The following is a 16932-nucleotide window of genomic DNA, read 5'->3' as shown; positions in this document are numbered from 1 at the left end:
TGCGCAAGCGTGTCCTCCTCGCCCGCTGACCCGCGTGCCGGAAACGACGCGGCGGTGACCGTCCGTCAGGCCTGCACTGAAAGTGATCCAGAACCTGAATTGTGAGCCAGTGCCGACGGATCAAAAGTGACCCCCGCTGCGTCTGTTGATGTTGGTCATTCCCCAGTGTTGGCGGCGGGAACCCGTCCGAGGTCGCGGCCGCGCATGCGGTAGCTGTCGCCCTTGAGTGAGATGACTTCGGCGTGGTGGACGAGGCGGTCGATCATCGCGGCGGCGACGGTGTCATCGCCGAAGACCTCTCCCCAGCGTCCGAAGGGTTTGTTGCTGGTCACGATCACGCTCGCGCGTTCGTAGCGGCCCGAGATGAACTGGAAGAACAGGTTCGCGGCCTCGGGTTCGAAGGGGATGTAGCCGACCTCGTCCACGACGATCAGCGGGATCCGCCCCAGACGGGTCAACTCGTCGCTGAGCCTGCCCACTTGGTGGGCTTCGGCGAGGCGGGTCACCCACTGGGCGGCGGTCGCAAAGGCGACCCGGTGCCCGGCCTGGCAGGCCCGGATACCGAGCCCGGTGGCCAGGTGGGTCTTGCCGGTGCCGGGCGGCCCCAGGAAGATCACGTTCTCCTTCCCGACGACGAAGTCCAGCGTCCCCAGATGAGCGATGACCTCGCGTTTCGCGGACCGCTGGTGGTCGAAATCGAAGTCCTCCAGCGACTTGCGGGAGGGGAAACGGGCCGCCCGGACGCGGCCCTCGGCGCCATGCGAATCACGGGCGGCGACCTCCCGCTGCAGGCAGGCCGCCAGATACTCCTCGTGGCTCCAGCCCTCGTCGCGGGCCCGCTCCGCGAGCCGGGCGGCCGCATCCCGAAGGGCCGGAGCCTTCAGCGCCTTTGTCAGACAGACGAGTTCAGAGCTGACATCGCGACTGGTCCTGGCCTGGTCGGTGCCGTTCTTCGTGCTCATCACGCTGCCCCTTCACCAGTGCTGAGGCCGCCCTCGAGGACACCGAAGATCCGGTCGGCACGTTCACTGGCCAAACGCTCGGCCATTGCCGTAGTGCCAGAACCGGTTCTGATCAACTGAGGTTCGCTCCTTCTTCGGCGCTACTGAGCGTGATGTCGGCGGACCTTGCGGCTGAGTCCATGTCCGGGGAACTTTCGGTGTCCGCCATCAAGCCCGGCGGTCAGCGGCTTTCGGGCGTCAGCCCGGCTACTGCCTACTACCGGGCACGCACCTCGTTCGTGTGGCGGACGACAGCCTGGCCCTCATCGTCCCGAGGCCACTGGGTGCGGCGGACACGCTGCTGGAGGCGGGCGAGGAGCCAACCGACCTCTCCCCGCACGCCGCTCGCCGGGCTGCACGGCGGGCCCGGATTCCATCCTGATCAGGACTGAGCGGCGGCGGCTCAGCGGTGAGGGACGCTGCCCTGCGCCGAGGGTGACCCCTGGGGGGGGTGACTCGGGGTCAGTGGGGTGCAAAAGAAGCGGAAGCCCATATTTCGTGACGTCGGTCACAGCGCTCCGCCAATCAACCGGCGCACTTAGTAGATGCGGCATGGCGTACATCTGAGTATTTGTCCGTCTTGACTTGGATGTGGATCCTGCGGTGTGTGTCGGAATTCCGCCCGGCCGACCCGCACGCCCACTGCCCCGCGCTGTAAGGCTTCTGACGCCGCGACAGCTTTCCCTCCTGCCGCTGTGTGCGGACCGGAGGCCCGCGCACCGCCCTGGCGAGGTCCTGGGACCTACGAAGCGACGTAGTGGCGGGACCCATTGCGCGCCCTGTCGAGCCGTTCTAAGAATGTCGACCCACAGGACGTCGCTGCAGTTCGGAACCGGTGTTCACGCCGAGTCGACCGCGCACTGTGGCGCTCGGCGTCACCGAGTGAGTAGGAGCCCCCCCCACATGAAGTCGTCCCGAACGTCCCCGAGATTCCTCGCCCTCGCTCTCGGCCTGGGTCTGGCCTCCAGCGCACTGGGCGCAGCGGTGCCGGCGAGCGCCCAGCCGGCCGCCGCCCCGTCCGCTTCCGCGGATACCTCCGTGGCGCGGTACGACGGGTCGGCTGAGGAGGCCGCGAACAACAAGGCGTTCTTCGAGGCCGTGCTCAAGTCGGTCGCCGAGAAGCGCGCCGCCCAGCCCAGCGCGCAGGCGGTGACCCTCCACTACGACGCCTCCAAGGCGCCGAGCTTCCGTTCGCAGATATCGAGCGCGGCCTCGATCTGGAACAGCTCCGAGTCCAACGTCAAGCTCGAGGAGGCCTCGAGCGGTGCCGACTTCTCCTACTACGAGGGCAACGACCCCCGCGGGTCCCACGCCTCCACCAACGGCCACGGAAGCGGCCAGATCTTCCTCGACTACACCCAGATCCAGCAGAACGACCCGATCCGCGTCGTCACCCACGAGACCGGGCACGTGTTGGGCCTGCCGGACGACTACAGCGGGCCGTGCAGTGAGCTGATGTCGGGCGGCGGCCCCGGCCCGTCCTGCACCAACCGCTACCCGAACGCCACCGAGCGCGCGCGTGTCGACGAGCTGTGGGCCAGCGGACTCGCGCAGGCCCCGGGCACGGGGAACCAGCCCGCTGGCGGCCCGAGCGCTGCACCGCCGGCACCGTCCGTGGCCCCGGGCACGGGGAACCAGCCCGCTGGCGGCCCGAGCGCTGCACCGCCGGTACGGACCGTGACGCCGGGCCACGGTCCGTGGCGTCCGCTCCACCGCACGCCCTGGAGTTGATCGCGTTCCCAAGCGGGAAGCGGCTCGCTGTCGAGGATGGCGGGTGCTGAGGTGCTCCGGTCCCCTCGCCACTGACTCGCACCCGTCAACCCTCGCACCCCCGAAGGCGAAATATCGAGTGAAGGTGTCCTCGCGCAAAAGGATCAATAGGCTCGTTAGCCACCTGCAGGCCAGTACCCCGGCTCAGATGTCATGCATCATCCGACAACGACGCGGCAGCCTCGTATGCACAGGCGGGGAGTTCGATGCCCTGTCGGTGCGCGAGCGGTATGAAGAGAACGGGGCGGAGCGTCCAGGTGATGCGTGTGCCGGCGTGGGTCACTGAGACTGTGCAGGGCTGCGCGCGTGTGAGGGCTCGCCGGGTCTGGATGCGTCCCTCGTACAGCCATGCCCAAGCTTCGTCGGAGCTGTCGGCGTCGAGCGTCGGGGAGATCGTGCGGAGTGCGACTGCGACCCATCGGTCGGCTTGGGGTGCCGTGTAGGCGTCGAAAGATGCCTGCAGCTCCGGCGGTTCACCCTCGGCGAGATCTTCTGTCCAGCACTCGCACCAGTAGCCCCGCTGCGGCTTGACCATCAGCACGGGTGGCCTCCCTCGCGGGCCCGGGTGAAGAGCTCCGCGGTGACGGTGTGTCCGCTGTTGCTGTCGTGGACGACGACTCGGTGTGCGATCGCGCTGACCATGCCCAGTCCCCGGCCGTGCTCCGCGTCCTGGTCCTGGTGCTCGACCTCGTCGTGATCGCCCTGTTCGGTTTCCTGCTCTCGCGCACTTTCATGGCCCCGGCCATCGACTCCGGCACGCGCTTTGGGGTGGACGTCATAAACGGCTCACACGACTAGACGAGTAGGTAAGGAGAGGTTCGCCGTGTTCCTGCCCAAGTACCCCGACAACCCGACGCCGCTGCCCGCGCACACCCACACCCCGGCCGATCCGGCGCCCGTACGACGTGCGGCCCCACAGATCTCCATCAGTACGGGAGCGGTCGCGGCCGTCCTCGTCGGCGGGGTCGTCCTCACCGCGCTCCTGGCCGCCGTCGCCGTCACGGCCATCTCCGTGGCCATCGCCGCCATGGTCCTGCGCTCGATGCTCCGCGACCAGCACCGCCGCTGAAAGCCGCTGAACAACAGACCCCCGGGACGGCCTCTATACCGCCAAGCATCTGCCGCCCCCGGGGCCCTACCCCTCCTAGCCGAAGCCAGAAGGGTGGCAAGCTCCGGGACGTGCCACTCCCCGGGCCGGTCGCTGACGCCCTCCGGGCGCACATGAAGGAGTTCCCGCCGGTGGAGATCACGTTGCCGTGGAAGGTCGCGGACGGGCCCCTGGTGACCAAGCGGCTGATCTTCACCGGACCGCGCGGGGGTCATGTCTGGCGCACGTCGCTCAACGAGGAGGCGTGGAAGCGGGCGCTGGCCGGCGCCGGGGTGATCCCGTTCCCCGAAACAAGGACAGCCGTACGCCGAATCCCGCGAGAACGGCATGCACGCGCTCCGGCACTTCTACGCCTCGGTACTCCTGGACGCCGGGGAGAACATCAAGGCCCTCGCCGAGTACCTGGGCCACTCGGACCCGGGCCTGACGCTCCGCGTGTACGCGCACCTCATGCCTTCCAGCCAGGAGCGCACGCGCAAGGTGGTGGCCACTGTCTTCGAGGCGGCCCAATTGAGGCGACATGACGGCTGGCGGCTCGTAGTCTCCGGGCCAAAGAGGGACGGGGAGAGCAATGACGGAGTACTTCTTGTTGGTGTGCGACGACGTGCCTCATGACTTGCTGCTCACCGACCCTGGCACCCGTGTGCTGGACGTCGCCCAAGTCGTACGTCGACTGACGGGACTGAGCCTCTGGCGCAGCAAGGTTCTGGCAGCGCAGGTTCCCGCAATGATTCTCGACGGCGTGCTTCAGGAGGACGCAGAGGCGGCGGTCGCAGCTCTCCGCGATGTGGGAGCACAGGCAGAGGTTAGGGCACAGACAGAGCCGGAATTCCTCAAGCCCTGACGGCCCGGTCAAGCAGCAGACGGCCCAGAGACGGCCCAAGGCCATCGAAAAGCCCCCTGCCCGCGGAGAACCCGCAGGTAGGGGGCTTGCTGGCGTCGCGTTACTTCTTCTTGCCCTGGTTCTTGACCGCCTCGATCGCGGCTGCCGCCGCCTCCGGGTCGAGGTACTGGCCGCCCGGGGTGAGGGGCTTGAAGTCGGCGTCCAGTTCGTAGTACAGGGGGATGCCCGTCGGGATGTTCAGGCCCGCGATGTCGGCGTCGGAGATGCCGTCCAGGTGCTTGACCAGGGCGCGGAGGCTGTTGCCGTGGGCCGCGACCAGGACCGTGCGACCGGTCAGGAGGTCGGGGACGATGCCGTCGAACCAGTAGGGGAGCATGCGGACGACGACGTCCTTCAGGCACTCCGTCTGCGGGCGCAGCTCCGGCGGGAGCGTGGCGTAGCGCGGGTCGGAGAACTGGGAGTACTCCGCGTCCCGGTCGAGCGGCGGGGGCGGCGTGTCGTACGAGCGGCGCCACAGCATGAACTGCTCCTCGCCGAACTCCGCGAGGGTCTGCGCCTTGTCCTTGCCCTGGAGGGCGCCGTAGTGACGCTCGTTCAGGCGCCAGCTGCGGTGGACCGGGATCCAGTGGCGGTCGGCGGACTCCAGCGCGAGCTGGGCCGTGCGGATCGCGCGCTTCTGGAGGGACGTGTGGACCACGTCGGGCAGCAGGCCGGCGTCCTTGAGCAGCTCACCGCCGCGGACCGCCTCCTTCTCACCCTTCTCGTTGAGGTTGACGTCCACCCAGCCGGTGAACAGGTTCTTCGCGTTCCACTCGCTCTCGCCGTGGCGGAGGAGGATCAGCTTGTACGGTGCGTCGGCCATGCCTGAGAGCGTAATCCACGCGTTCGGACCGTCGCTCGAGCGCCCGGAAGGCGGACGGTCCGCAAGCGTCCCTCATCCGTCGGTTGACGGCTTCTGTTAATTGAGTGGTCCCCGCCGACCCCATCGCCGTAAGTTGCGGATACTGCTTGAGCCGCTTACATGCCATCCGTGGGGGACCCATGTCGACCGCCGCCCTGAGACGTGCCGCCCGGGAGTCCGTCTCCGGTCTGCCTCGTGAGTTCTGGTGGCTGTGGACCAGCACCCTCGTCAACCGGCTCGGCGCGTTCGTCGCCACGTTCATGGCGCTCTATCTGACCCTCGATCGCGGCTACAGCGCCTCCTACGCCGGTCTCGTCGCCTCGCTGCACGGGCTCGGCGGGGTCGTGTCGTCGCTCGGTGGCGGGGTCATGGCCGACCGGCTCGGCCGGCGGCCCACGCTGCTGATCGCCCAGTCGGCCACCGCCGGGTCCGTGGCGCTGCTCGGGTTCATGCGTGATCCCGTCTCCATCGCCGTCGTCGCGTTCCTCGTCGGCATGGCCTCGAACGCCTCGCGGCCCGCCGTGCAGGCGATGATGGCCGACATCGTGAAGCCCGAGGACCGGGTGCGGGCCTTCTCGCTGAACTACTGGGCCATCAACCTCGGCTTCGCCGTCTCCTCCATGGCCGCCGGGTTCATCGCCGAGGTCAGCTATCTCGCCGGGTTCCTCATCGAGGCCGGGATGACCGCCCTCTGCGCCATCGTCGTCTTCGCCAAACTGCCCGAGTCCCGGCCCATGCGGGTCGCCAAACGGGAGAACGACCACGTCAGTCTCGGGACCGTGCTGCGCGACGGGCGCTACATGGCCGTCGTCGGGTTGTCCTTCCTCGTCGCGGTCGTCTTCCAGCAGGGCTCGGTCGGGCTGCCGATCGCCATGGGGCACGCCGGGTTCTCGCCCGCCGACTTCGGCACGGCGATCGCCCTCAACGGTGTGCTGATCGTCGTCCTGCAGATCCCGGTGACCCGTTTCATCGAGCACCGGGACCCGCGTCGGCTGCTCGTCGTCTCGTCGCTGCTCGCCGGATACGGCTTCGGGCTCACCGCCTTCGCCGGGTCGGTCGGCGTGTTCGCGCTGACGGTGTGCGTGTGGACGCTTGCCGAGATCGTCAACGCGCCGACACAGACCGGGCTCGTCGTCCGGCTCTCGCCCGTCCACGGGCGTGGCCGCTACCAGGGCGTGTACACGCTGTCCTGGTCCCTCGCCGCCCTGGTCGCACCCTTGATGTCCGGCCTGGTCATCGACCGGTACGGCGCCGAGTGGCTGTGGGGGATGTGCGCGGTGGTCGGCACGGGGGCGGCTCTCGGGTACGGCCTGCTCATGCGCCGGCTTCCGGAGGAGCGAACAATTCCGGCCGACACGCCTGCGGACGTCGAGCCCGAGGTCCGTACGGCATGACCGTCCGGGAGGCCGGTCCCGGCTGCCCGGAGTGTGCCGCGCAGACGGTGTACGGCGGGCTTGTCCTCGTCCGCCGGGACGAGGACGGCCTCCGGGTCTGCCGCTCCCTGTGGCGCTGCCCCGCGCCGCACGTCTCGTGGCGATGGGCCGACCGGCCGGACGACCCACTGGAGCCGTGTCCGTACCCGCGGCTCCTGGGCGGCTGAACCGCCCGCCCCGCCCTTCACGGATGCATCCGCGCCCCCTTCAACACCTTGTCCACCGCGTTGCGCGGGCCGTACACCGCGAGCCCCACCAGATCCAGTTCCGCTGTCGGTACGGCCTTCACCGCCGCGCGGTTGTCGCGGTCGTTGCCCGTGGTGAAGAGGTCGGAGGTGAAGACGGCCCGGGGCAGCGCGCGGGACAGCGCCCGTGAGTGGGCCGCTGTGAGCGTTTCCTTCGTGCCCTCGAAGACCAGTACCGGCTGGCGGAACATCGGCAGGCAGGGCACGCCGTCGGCGTCCTCGTACGGCTCGCCGATCACCTCGGGCAGCTGTGTGCCCAGGCCACTGACCAGGAACGCGGTGACGTTCAGGCGCTGCCAGAACTCCAGGTCCTCGCGCAGCAGGACGGCGATCTTCGTGTCGAAACGGATGGGTTCCGGGGTCTGCGTGCTCATGCCTCGAGACTGCCGGGCGGCCCACGGCCCGGTCTTGTACGTTCTTTGCATGGCCGCGCAGCCGGAGGTCTCCGCCTGGCGCCCGCGCATCCCGGGTGTCGTGGAGGTCTTCCACGCGCACTTCACGGAGTACGCCTATCCGATGCATGTGCACGAGGCCTGGACGCTGCTGATCGTCGACGACGGGGCCGTACGGTACGACCTGGACCGGCACGAGCACGGCACCCCGCACGACACGGTCTCCCTGCTGCCGCCGCACGTGGCGCACAACGGCTCCCCGGCCACCCCGCACGGCTTCCGCAAGCGCGTCCTCTATCTCGACGCGACCCATCTGGGAGACGACCTGATCGGTCCCGCGGTCGACGGGCCCGACCTGCGCGATCCCGTACTGCGGCTGCGCGTCGGCCAGTTGCACGGCGCGCTCGCGCAGTCCGGCGACGAGCTGGAGGCCGAGAGCCGTCTGACGTTCGTCGGGGAGCGGCTGCGCCGGCATCTGCGGCCGCACCTCGCCGCCGCGGAGCCGCGCAGCGACCCCGCGCTCGCCCGTTCCCTGCGCGAACTCCTCGACGAGCACGTCACGGACGGCCTGCGGCTCGACGACGCCGCGCGGCTGCTGCACGTCCATCCCGCCCATCTGGTACGGGCGTTCAGCACCGCGTATGGCATCGCCCCGCACCAGTACCTGATGTCCCGCCGCGTCGAACGCGCCCGCCGGCTGCTGCTGGAGGGGCGGGCGCCGGGTGAGGTGGCGTCGGCGACGGGGTTCTTCGACCAGGCCCATCTCACCCGGCACTTCAAGAAGCTGGTGGGCGTGACGCCGGGGCGCTATCGGGTCAGCGCCCGGTAGTAGTCACTTGACGTCGACGTAGTCGCCCGCGGCGGTCGCGCCGCCCGTCGTGGCGGTCTCGCTGAACGTCCAGCGCCAGTAGCCGTCCGAGGCCGCGGTGACCGTGGTCTTCAGATAGCCCGCGGAGTCCGCCGACACGATCTTGACCGTCGAGTAGGTGCTGGTGCCCGCCTTGCGGAACTGCAGCTTGGCCGCCTTGCCGCCGAAGCCGGTGTAGGCGTGCTTCGCCCAGTCGGCGCGGGTGATCCGGCCGGTCACGGTGATCTTCTGGCCCTTGGCGACGGGCTCGGGCGCGGCGTTGACGGTGACCTGCGCCCTGCGCTTGACCTGTACGGAACCGAAGCCGGTCAGGTACTCCGAGCTCTTGAGCTGGCCGTCCGGCCCCCAGATGCGCGCGGAGACCGCGATCTTCCAGGTCGTGGCGTCGTTGTTCGAGTCCAGCCGCCAGCGCGGATCGATGTACAGCTCACCGTCGCAGTCGGCTGCGTGTGTGCCGTCCTCGTAGCAGGTGGTCGAGCTCGTGTAAATGCCGCCGGACTGGGCGCCCTTGACGGCCGTGGTGTCGTGGTAGAGGAAGGGGAAGGCGTCCACGTCCGGCAGCTTGGGGCCGGACGGCCAGGACATGTGGTACGTGAAGTCGGGCGTCACCTCCGCGTCGGTGCCCACGATGACGGGCTTGCCCTTGTTCACGACCAGGTTCGACACCGTGATGCCGGTGTCCGCCGCCTCCGCGGACGGCGCGGTGAACGCCCCGAGGGCGAGCGCTCCCGCGAGCACGACCGCGGAGCCGGATCTGCCTGCGCGCATGCACAACCTCTTGCTGGTGGGGGACCGGTAAGGGTCCGGTAAGGATTCGGGTCGCCGCAGGCTAACAGCATGCGCGCGAACGCCCGTTCGTGCCCCCCGGACCCCTGAGACCCCCGCCGTCCCTCATAGGTCGCGCTGCGCCTCGTACAGGTTCCGCGGCCGTACGGCGTCCGTCGTGCCGTACAGCTCCAGTCGGGAGTGCAGGTCCCCGGTGAAGTCGGGGACGTCGATCTGGTCGAACTCGGTGACCGTGTTGATGCCCACCGTCGCCGAGTACGGCGCCAGCCCGTCGATCCTCATCAGGCCCGCGCGGCCGTTGGTGACACGGATGTTCCAGTGGGTGAACCGCGCGCCGAACAGCGGGCCCGCGCTCGCGTCGCCGCCGTGGCGGCCGTTGTTGTTCACGGTGATGTCGGTGCGGACGTTGGCGAAGGGCAGGCCGCGGTGGCTGTCGAAGGTGCCCATGCGCATGTCGCCGCGCGACCAGACGTTGTACGAGGACAGGCCCTCCACGTTGATGCCGTGGAGCTGGGTGTTCGCGGGCGCCGGGACCGTGCGCTCCTCGATGGTGAAGTCCTCGATCAGGTTGTCGTGGGAGCCCTCGCGGCAGAAGTACGGGTGGTGCGAGCCGCGGCCGGCGACACGGGTGCCGCGCAGGGTGCAGGCGGAGGCGGCGACCAGGCCGAAGCCGTTGTCGACGTGGCGGACGGTGACGTCGTCCACCCAGCAGTCGTAGGCGCATTGGAGGACGACGCCGTTGTACCCCTTGTCGAGAAGGTGCGGGGACTGCGGGGTCTCCATCGCTTCCAGGGTCAGCCCTTCGACGCCTGAGCCGGTCAACTCCGGTACGTGGGTGGTGAGTCGGGGGTCCCATTCGGGGCGTACGTCGAGCGGGAGCGGGCGTTCGAGGGTGACGCGGCGGCCGTGGACGCGCGTGATGCGGACGGGCCATTCGTAGGGGACGTACGAGGTGAGCTTGGTCTTGTCGTCCCAGTAGTACGCCTCGGGGCCCGGGCCGCCGCCCGACATGTGCTCCAGGAGGGTGTGGCCGGCGTCGTCGGCCAGGCGGAGCAGGACCAGGTGGCCCGGCTTGAGGTGCCGTGCGTCCGCGACGGTGATCGTGCGGTCGCCCTGGCGCGCCGGTTCGACGGTGGTGAGGGTCGTCCACTCGTCCCGCTTGTTGCCGGTCCAGCCCTCGAAGGGCCAGGCCTTCGCCTTGATGGCCGTGATCAGGGAGTCCCAACGGGCGCTGGGGGCCAGCCAGATCAGGCCTCCCGCCCAGGACCAGGACGACTTGTCGCCGCCGTAGCGGGAGCCGTAGGTGCCGATCAGCTCGGTGAGGTTCTTCGTCGCGTACAGCGTGGTACGGCCGCTGCCGGCGCCCCGCAGGACGACGTTCGAGTCGCCGATGCGGATCAGGTCGTCGATGCGGAAGGTGCCGGGCGGGATGGTCACCGTGCCACCGCCGGCCCTTCCGGCGGCGGCGATGGCACGGTTGATCGCGGGGGCGGAGTCGGTACTGCCGTCCGCCACGGCGCCGAAGTCGGTCACGTCCGCCACGACCCGGTGACGGGGGAAGCGGGTGGCTCCGGCTCGGAAACCCGCCCGGCCGACGTACGGGACCTGCGGGTGGGTGAACGGGCTGTGCGTGAACTCCCGCCACAAGGAGGGGACTTCGGCCGCCGACGCGGTGCCCGTCGCCGCGCCGAGCGCGACGGCCGTGGCTCCCGCGAGCAGGGCCCGTCTGCTGAGGTGTGCGTTGCTCATGTCCGCCCGTCCTCCCCTGTGACTTTTCATGGATGTGAACAGTGTTCAGAAGTGCGTTGGCGGTGAGCATGCCACCAGCACCCGTGCACAGGGAAGGGGTCGGACGGTGCGTCAGTCGGAGGCCGCGCCGGCTGGACGCTGGGTCAGATGCGTGAACGCGTCCAGGTTCCGCGTCGACTCGCCCCGCGACACGCGCCAGGCGTACTCCTTGCGGATCGCGGAGGCGAAGCCCAGCTCCAGAAGGGTGTTGAAGCTGCCGTCGGCGGCCTCGAGGACCTGGCCGAGCAGGCGGTCGGTCTCGTCGGCGGTGACGGCGGCCAGCGGGAGGCGGGCGGTGACGTAGATGTCGCCGAGCGGGTCGACGGCGTAACTCACGCCGTACAGCTTGAGGTTGCGCTCCAGGAGCCAGCGGTGGACGGCCGCCTCGTTCTCGTCGGGGTGGCGGATGACGAAGGCGTTGAGCGAGAGGGAGTGGCGGCCGACGAGGAGCGAGACCGTCGTCGACAGCTTGCGGGTGCCGGGGAGCTTGACCACGAAGTTGCCGGGCGCGGGGCTCTCCCACTCGAGTTCGGCGTCCTTCAGCACGCCCTCGATGACCTGTGCCGCCTGCCGCTCATCACCCATGGTGCGAGCGTACGCGACGCCGGTGGGCGTGGGTCGCGGCCGTGTACACGTCGGCGGTGGCGGCGGCCGCGGTGTCCCAGCCGAAGGACTGGGCGTGCCGGGCGGCGGCCTCGCCCATACGCGCGGACAGTGACGGTTCGTCGGCGAAACGGCCCAGCACGCGCGCGTACGCCGCCGGTTCGTGGCCCCGCACCAGGAACCCGGTCTCCCCGTCGCGCACGGCCACCGGGAGCCCGCCGACCGAGGCCGCGAGCACCGGCGTACCGGCCGCCTGCGCCTCTATGGCGACCAGGCCGAAGGACTCGCTGTAGGAGGGCATGACGAGGACGGACGCGGCCCGGAACCAGTCGGCGAGCTGGTCCTGGGTGACGGGCGGGCGGAACCGTACGACGTCCGCGATGCCGAGGCGCGCGGCGAGCTTCTGCAGCCCCTCCGGCTTGGTGAGGCCGCTGCCGCTGGGGCCGCCGACGACCGGGACGAGGATCCGCGAGCGAAGCTCCGGGTGCTCGTCGAGGAGGACGGCCACGGCGCGCAGCAGCACGTCCGGGGCCTTGAGGGGCTGGATACGGCCCGCGAAGAGTGGGATCAGGGCGTCCTGCGGGAGGCCGAGGCGGGCGCGGGCTGCGGCGCGGCCGTCGGCGGTGCGGAAGCGGTCGAGGTTCACGCCCGGGTGGACGACGGCGACCTTGGCGGGGTCGGCCGCGTAGTGCCGTACCAGTTCGCCGGCCTCCTCGGCGGTGTTGGCGATCAGCCGGTCGGCGGCGGCGACGATCTGGGTCTCGCCGATGACACGGGCGGCGGGCTCGGGGGTGTCGCCGTCGGCCAGGTTGGCGTTCTTGACCTTGGCCATGGTGTGCATGGCGTGGACCAGCGGGACGCCCCAGCGCTGGGCGGCGAGCCAGCCGACGTGGCCGGAGAGCCAGTAGTGCGAGTGGACGAGGTCGTAGTGGCCGGGGCGGTGGCCGGCCCAGGCCTGCATCACGCCGTGCGTGAAGGCGCACAGCTGGGCCGGCAGGTCCTCCTTGGCGAGGCCTTCGTAGGGGCCCGCGTCGACGTGCCGGACGAGGACGCCGGGCGCCAGCTGGACCGTCGGCGGGAGGCCGCCCGCGGTGGCCCGGGTGAAGATCTCGACCTCGATGTTGATGTCGGCGAGGCGCTGCGCGAGCTCCACGATGTAGACGTTCATGCCGCCCGCGTCGCCGGTGCCGGGCTGGTGGAGCGGTGAGGTGTGCACGGAGAGCATGGCCACTCGGCGGGGCCTGCGGTGCAGCCTCAGCCGTGCGGGCGCGGCCGGAGAGCGACGCCCGAGCCTGCTGACGTACTGGCTCACGTGGCGTTCCTCCTCGGCTGCGGGCATGCCTGACGGAGGACGTGCGAGGACCTCCAAGGTGGTCCAACAGTGGAGGATGCGGCTCCATTTCCCGATCACCGGGATTTACTGAATCATTACCCATGATCGCTCAACCGTTCGATACCGGAATGCGTGCGGCCAGCGGGAGGCACGGCCCCGCTTACCCTCGTACTCATGACAGCCCGCGCCGCCACCCGCCCCGTGGGAACGGTGACGCGCGGGACGACCAACCCCAACCGCCTGCGCCGTATGGACCGCTGGATCGCGGCCACGCACGGCGCCGAACTACGGCGGGCCGCCGACCCCGTGGCGATCGACCTCGGCTACGGGGCCGCGCCCTGGACCGCCGTCGAACTGCTCGGCCGCCTGCGCGGCGTCGCGCCACGCGCGCGTGTGGTCGGCGTCGAGATCGAGCCCGCCCGGGTCGTGGCGGCGCGGCCGTACGAACGCGAAGGCCTCGCCTTCCGGTACGGCGGATTCGAGATCCCCGTCCCCCAGCGCCCGCTGCTCGTCCGGGCGGCCAACGTCCTGCGCCAGTACGACGAGGGGGAGGTCGCCGCGGTCTGGGAGCGGCTGTGCGCGCGCCTCGCCCCGTCCGGCCCCGGCACTCGCGGCGGGCTGCTCGTCGAGGGCACCTGCGACGAGATCGGACGGCGGCACGTGTGGGTGGCGCTCGGCCCGGAGGGCCCGCGGACGGTGACGTTCGCGACCCGGCTCGGCTCCCTGGAGCGCCCCTCCGACCTCGCGGAACGCCTCCCGAAGGCGCTCATCCACCGCAATGTGCCGGGCGAGCCGGTGCACGCCTTCCTGCGCGACTTCGACCGCGCCTGGGCCGCCGCCGTGCCCTACGCCTCCTACGGCGCCCGCCAGCGCTGGATCCGGGCGGTGCGGGACCTGACGGCCGACTGGCCGGTGACGGACACCCCGGCGCGCTGGCGGCAGGGGGAAGTGACGGTGGCGTGGCGGGCGTTGGCGCCCCGCACCGTCTGACGCATCACCTCCGACCTGCGGGGGAACGATCTTTGCGGGCCGTTCGTCACAAAGGCGGGGAGAGCGCCCTCTGTCGTTTTGTGCGCCGACATGGCACGATCCCCCCGGCGTCGTAAGTTACTGACGGTCAATCAGTTGGGGATTTCGTATGGGTACGGGCAAGCGGGGCCTGATCACGACAGCCGTGACCGTCGTCTGCGCGGTCACCGTACTGGCCGCCCCGGGCACGGCGTTCGCGAGTCCGGCACCGACACCGTCCGCGTCGCCCGCGCGCACGGCAGCTCCGACGCCCCCGCCGGACAAGCACCTTGAGGCCGTCCGCGCAAAGCTCGACAAGCTCTACCACGACGCCGCGGTCGCGACCGACGTCTACAACGCGGCCGAGGAGAAGGCCCGCAAGCAGTCCGCCGAGATCGTCGAGCTGGCCAAGGAGATCGTCAAGAGCCAGAAGAAGCTGGACGATCTGAAGGACCGTGCGGGCGCCGCCGCCCGCCAGCAGTACCGCACCGGCGGACTCCCGCCCGAGACCCAGTTCCTGCTGAGCGACGACCCGCAGCACTTCCTGGACGGGGCCGGGCGGGTGCTCCAGGGCCAGCGGGCGACCAGGGGCCTGATCGGGGAACTGACCCGCACCCAGCAGGACTTGGAGCAGTACGCCTCGGACGCCTCCGCCCAGTGGCAGAAGCTGGAGGCGGGCCGCAAGGCCAAGGCCGCCGCCAAGAAGAAGATCAAGCGGCAGATCGCGGCCGCCCAGAAGCTCGAGTCCCGGCTGGCGAAGAAGCAGAAGGAGCGCCTCGCCGAGCTGGAGCGGGAGGCCGCCTACCAGGCCCAGACCGCCTGGCTCGACACCGGCATACTCAAGGAGATCAACGGCAAGGCGACGGGACTCGGCAAGAAGGCCGTCACGTATGCCACGGCCCAGCTCGGAAAACCGTACGAATGGGGCGCCGAGGGCCCGAAGACGTACGACTGCTCGGGCCTCACGTCACAGGCCTGGGCGAGCGCCGGCCGGCCCATCCCGCGCACCTCGCAGGAGCAGTGGAAGCAGCTGGAGCACGTGGACATCAAGGACATGCGCCCCGGCGACCTGATCATATACTTCCACGACGCCAGCCATGTCGCGATGTACGTGGGCGACGGCGCGATCGTCCACGCCCCACGCCCGGGACGGACGGTGACGGTGGCGGGCGCGGGCTCGATGCCGATCCTGGGGGTGGTACGGCCGGATGAGTGACACGTCGTACGAACGCGGACGCCCGAAAAGCCGTACGGCCGGACACCCGACCGGCCCCGTGACGTACGCCATGTGACCCACTGCACGGTCAACGACCCGCCAAACCCGGGCGGGACGTGACGTTCGTCATCCCCTCTTCAGCCCCGGCCTGTCCAACTGCGATACGGAAAGCGGCATATGACAGAGGCCTGAGGCAGAGCGACGCGGCTCACACCATTCCTTTGCGGTGGCCAGTACCGCTATGGTCCCCGTGGGGTGGGTCGAGGTCCCTCGCCCCGCCATGCCCTCGGGGGGAGGGAAGGAACCCAACAAGATGCCCGCACCCATACCGCGGCAGCGAGCGATCCCGGCCGTGGAGAGTGATCAGGCGCAGGCCGCGCCCGCAGTCGGCGGCCCCCTCAAGGAAGAGGCCCACCACACGGAAGCCGCCGCAGGCAACACCCACAACGCGGCCGGCGCCACTCTCACCCTGCTGCTGATCGAGGACGATCCGGCCGGTTCGCCGATCGTGCCCGAACTGCGGGACCCCTCCGGCAAGCCGATCCGCGTCCGCACCGCCCGCAACCTCACCGAGGCCGAGCGGCTGCTCACCGACGACGTCCACTGCATCCTGCTCGACCTCGCGCTGGCGGCCACCGGCCGGGCAGGCGCCGGTGACGACGAGCTGGCCGTGCTCAAGCACGTGCTCAAGCTCGCGCCCCGGCACGCCGTCCTCGCGCTGACCGCCTCCGGCGACGCCGAGCGCGGCGCAGAGGCCGTGCGCGTGGGCGCCCAGGACTACCTCTTCCGGGACGAACTGGACGACCGACTGCTGAGTCGCGCGATCCGGTACGCCGTGGAGAGGAAACGTTCCGACACGGCCGAGCGACGGCTCGCCGAGGGCCGCGTACGCGCGCAGGAGAACCGTCGCCTGGAGCGCGGCCTGCTGCCGACGCCCCTCCTGGAGGGCTCGTCGCTGCGCTTCGCCGCCCGCTACCGGCCCGGCCGCTCGCGCGCGCTGCTCGGCGGTGACTTCTACGACACCGTCCGCACGCCCGACGGCACCGTGCACGCCATGATCGGCGACGTCTGCGGCCACGGGCCCGACGAGGCGGCGCTCGGCGTGGAGCTTCGTATCGCGTGGCGCGCGCTGATCTTGGCCGGGCTCTGCGGGGACGAGCTGCTCGGCACGCTGCAGCAGGTCCTGGAGCACGAGCGCGCGGACGAGGAGATCTTCGCGACCCTCTGCACGGTCGACATCTCCCCCGACGGCCGCCGCGCGGGCCTGTGCCTGGCCGGCCACCCGTCGCCGCTGCTCGCCCGCCCGGGCCGGCCCGCGGAACTCCTGCCGTACGACAACAACGGCCCCGCGCTCGGCCTGCTGCCCGGCGCGCGCTGGCCGCGTATGCAGGTGGAGCTGGGGGCCGAGTGGAGCCTGATGCTCTACACCGACGGTCTGATCGAGGGCCGCGTCGGCGCGGGCGGGGAGCGCCTGGGCCAGGACGGGATGCTGGCGATGGTCCGCCGCCAGCTCGAGGAGGGCCTGCGCGGCGAGAACCTGCTGAGGGCGGCGGTCCACGAGGTCCGCAGGCTCAACGGCGGCGAGCTGACGGACGACGTGGCGGTGGTCCTGCTGGACCGGGTGCCGTAGGCGTCG

17 protein-coding genes and 2 pseudogenes are annotated in these 16932 nt (G+C 70.4%); 10 read left to right on the top strand and 9 right to left on the bottom strand.

Annotation, left to right across the window (positions count from 1 at the left end; genetic code table 11):
* Positions 1 to 155: 155 nt before the first annotated feature.
* Positions 156 to 962, bottom strand: coding sequence for an IS21-like element helper ATPase IstB (gene istB / locus ACFYXB_RS35715; RefSeq protein ID WP_389589190.1), 807 nt, complete (start codon positions 960 to 962; stop codon positions 156 to 158).
* Between the two features lie 942 nt (positions 963 to 1904).
* Here istB and snpA point away from each other — a divergent pair.
* On the top strand, positions 1905 to 2732 hold the full coding sequence (gene snpA / locus ACFYXB_RS35710) for a snapalysin (RefSeq protein ID WP_389589189.1): 828 nt from the start codon (positions 1905 to 1907) through the stop codon (positions 2730 to 2732).
* A 190-nt stretch (positions 2733 to 2922) separates the two neighbouring features.
* Here the strand turns inward: snpA and ACFYXB_RS35705 are convergent, their stop codons facing one another.
* Positions 2923 to 3306 carry a hypothetical protein gene (locus tag ACFYXB_RS35705; RefSeq protein ID WP_389589192.1) on the bottom strand — a complete coding sequence of 128 codons (384 nt, stop codon included), beginning with the start codon at positions 3304 to 3306 and terminating at the stop codon, positions 2923 to 2925.
* Positions 3306 to 3473: pseudogene (locus ACFYXB_RS35700) on the bottom strand (ATP-binding protein); the annotation flags it as partial. The pseudogene ACFYXB_RS35700 and the gene ACFYXB_RS35705, both read right to left, overlap by 1 nt.
* Positions 3474 to 3594: 121 nt before the next feature.
* Between ACFYXB_RS35700 and ACFYXB_RS35695 the strand changes: the two are divergent.
* The 3 genes and pseudogenes from ACFYXB_RS35695 to ACFYXB_RS35685 all read left to right on the top strand — a co-directional run bounded on the left by ACFYXB_RS35695 (position 3595) and on the right by ACFYXB_RS35685 (position 4723).
* Positions 3595 to 3840 carry a SpdD protein gene (locus ACFYXB_RS35695; protein ID WP_389589188.1) on the top strand — a complete coding sequence of 82 codons (246 nt, stop codon included), beginning with the start codon at positions 3595 to 3597 and terminating at the stop codon, positions 3838 to 3840.
* Positions 3841 to 3929: 89 nt separating this feature from the next.
* Positions 3930 to 4494 (top strand): annotated as a pseudogene (locus ACFYXB_RS35690) (tyrosine-type recombinase/integrase); the annotation flags it as partial.
* On the top strand, positions 4451 to 4723 hold the full coding sequence (locus tag ACFYXB_RS35685; protein WP_389589187.1) for a ribosomal protein L7/L12: 273 nt from the start codon (positions 4451 to 4453) through the stop codon (positions 4721 to 4723). The pseudogene ACFYXB_RS35690 and the gene ACFYXB_RS35685, both read left to right, overlap by 44 nt.
* A gap of 100 nt (positions 4724 to 4823) precedes the next feature.
* Here ACFYXB_RS35685 and ACFYXB_RS35680 read toward each other — a convergent pair whose 3' ends face one another.
* The gene (locus ACFYXB_RS35680; protein WP_351367502.1) at positions 4824 to 5585 is read right to left on the bottom strand and encodes a phosphoglyceromutase; all 762 of its coding nucleotides are present in this window, start codon (positions 5583 to 5585) and stop codon (positions 4824 to 4826) included.
* A gap of 179 nt (positions 5586 to 5764) precedes the next feature.
* On the opposite strand from ACFYXB_RS35680, the gene ACFYXB_RS35675 reads away from it, so the two are divergent.
* Both ACFYXB_RS35675 and ACFYXB_RS35670 read left to right on the top strand, forming a co-directional pair.
* Positions 5765 to 7018 (top strand): MDR family MFS transporter, encoded by a 1254-nt coding sequence (locus ACFYXB_RS35675; protein WP_389589186.1) that lies wholly within the window; start codon positions 5765 to 5767, stop codon positions 7016 to 7018.
* Positions 7015 to 7224, top strand: coding sequence for a dehydrogenase (locus ACFYXB_RS35670; protein ID WP_389589185.1), 210 nt, complete (start codon positions 7015 to 7017; stop codon positions 7222 to 7224). Before ACFYXB_RS35675 ends, ACFYXB_RS35670 begins: the two co-directional genes overlap by 4 nt.
* Positions 7225 to 7241: 17 nt before the next feature.
* On the opposite strand, the gene ACFYXB_RS35665 is transcribed toward ACFYXB_RS35670, so the two are convergent.
* On the bottom strand, positions 7242 to 7727 hold the full coding sequence (locus tag ACFYXB_RS35665) for a DUF2000 family protein (protein ID WP_389589184.1): 486 nt from the start codon (positions 7725 to 7727) through the stop codon (positions 7242 to 7244).
* Here ACFYXB_RS35665 and ACFYXB_RS35660 point away from each other — a divergent pair.
* Positions 7726 to 8523 (top strand): AraC family transcriptional regulator, encoded by a 798-nt coding sequence (locus tag ACFYXB_RS35660; protein ID WP_389589183.1) that lies wholly within the window; start codon positions 7726 to 7728, stop codon positions 8521 to 8523. The two genes, ACFYXB_RS35665 and ACFYXB_RS35660, sit on opposite strands and share 2 nt — an antisense overlap.
* Positions 8524 to 8526: 3 nt before the next feature.
* On the opposite strand, the gene ACFYXB_RS35655 is transcribed toward ACFYXB_RS35660, so the two are convergent.
* The 4 genes from ACFYXB_RS35655 to mshA form a co-directional block, all read right to left on the bottom strand.
* A complete protein-coding gene (locus ACFYXB_RS35655) occupies positions 8527 to 9330 on the bottom strand; it encodes a hypothetical protein (RefSeq protein ID WP_389589182.1) in 804 nt (267 codons plus the stop codon).
* 123 nt (positions 9331 to 9453) lie between these two features.
* Positions 9454 to 11097 carry a glycosyl hydrolase family 28-related protein gene (locus ACFYXB_RS35650; protein WP_389589181.1) on the bottom strand — a complete coding sequence of 548 codons (1644 nt, stop codon included), beginning with the start codon at positions 11095 to 11097 and terminating at the stop codon, positions 9454 to 9456.
* A gap of 111 nt (positions 11098 to 11208) precedes the next feature.
* Positions 11209 to 11721 carry a YbjN domain-containing protein gene (locus ACFYXB_RS35645; protein WP_389589180.1) on the bottom strand — a complete coding sequence of 171 codons (513 nt, stop codon included), beginning with the start codon at positions 11719 to 11721 and terminating at the stop codon, positions 11209 to 11211.
* Positions 11714 to 13051, bottom strand: coding sequence for a D-inositol-3-phosphate glycosyltransferase (mshA, locus tag ACFYXB_RS35640; protein WP_389589179.1), 1338 nt, complete (start codon positions 13049 to 13051; stop codon positions 11714 to 11716). Before mshA ends, ACFYXB_RS35645 begins: the two co-directional genes overlap by 8 nt.
* A 195-nt stretch (positions 13052 to 13246) precedes the next feature.
* On the opposite strand from mshA, the gene ACFYXB_RS35635 reads away from it, so the two are divergent.
* From ACFYXB_RS35635 to ACFYXB_RS35625, 3 genes are all read left to right on the top strand, one after another.
* Positions 13247 to 14062: a class I SAM-dependent methyltransferase gene (locus tag ACFYXB_RS35635; RefSeq protein WP_389589178.1), complete on the top strand. Its 816-nt coding sequence runs from the start codon at positions 13247 to 13249 to the stop codon at positions 14060 to 14062.
* A 148-nt stretch (positions 14063 to 14210) separates the two neighbouring features.
* Complete coding sequence (locus ACFYXB_RS35630) at positions 14211 to 15296, top strand: NlpC/P60 family protein (protein WP_351350297.1); 1086 nt, start codon at positions 14211 to 14213, stop codon at positions 15294 to 15296.
* Positions 15297 to 15609: 313 nt separating this feature from the next.
* Positions 15610 to 16926: a PP2C family protein-serine/threonine phosphatase gene (locus ACFYXB_RS35625; protein ID WP_389589177.1), complete on the top strand. Its 1317-nt coding sequence runs from the start codon at positions 15610 to 15612 to the stop codon at positions 16924 to 16926.
* Positions 16927 to 16932: the final 6 nt, after the last annotated feature.

The organism is Streptomyces sp. NPDC002619 (assembly GCF_042889305.1).
Lineage (GTDB): Bacteria > Actinomycetota > Actinomycetes > Streptomycetales > Streptomycetaceae > Streptomyces.
Note: the sequence above shows the minus strand (reverse complement) of the source record. Positions and strands in the feature narration are given on the sequence as shown.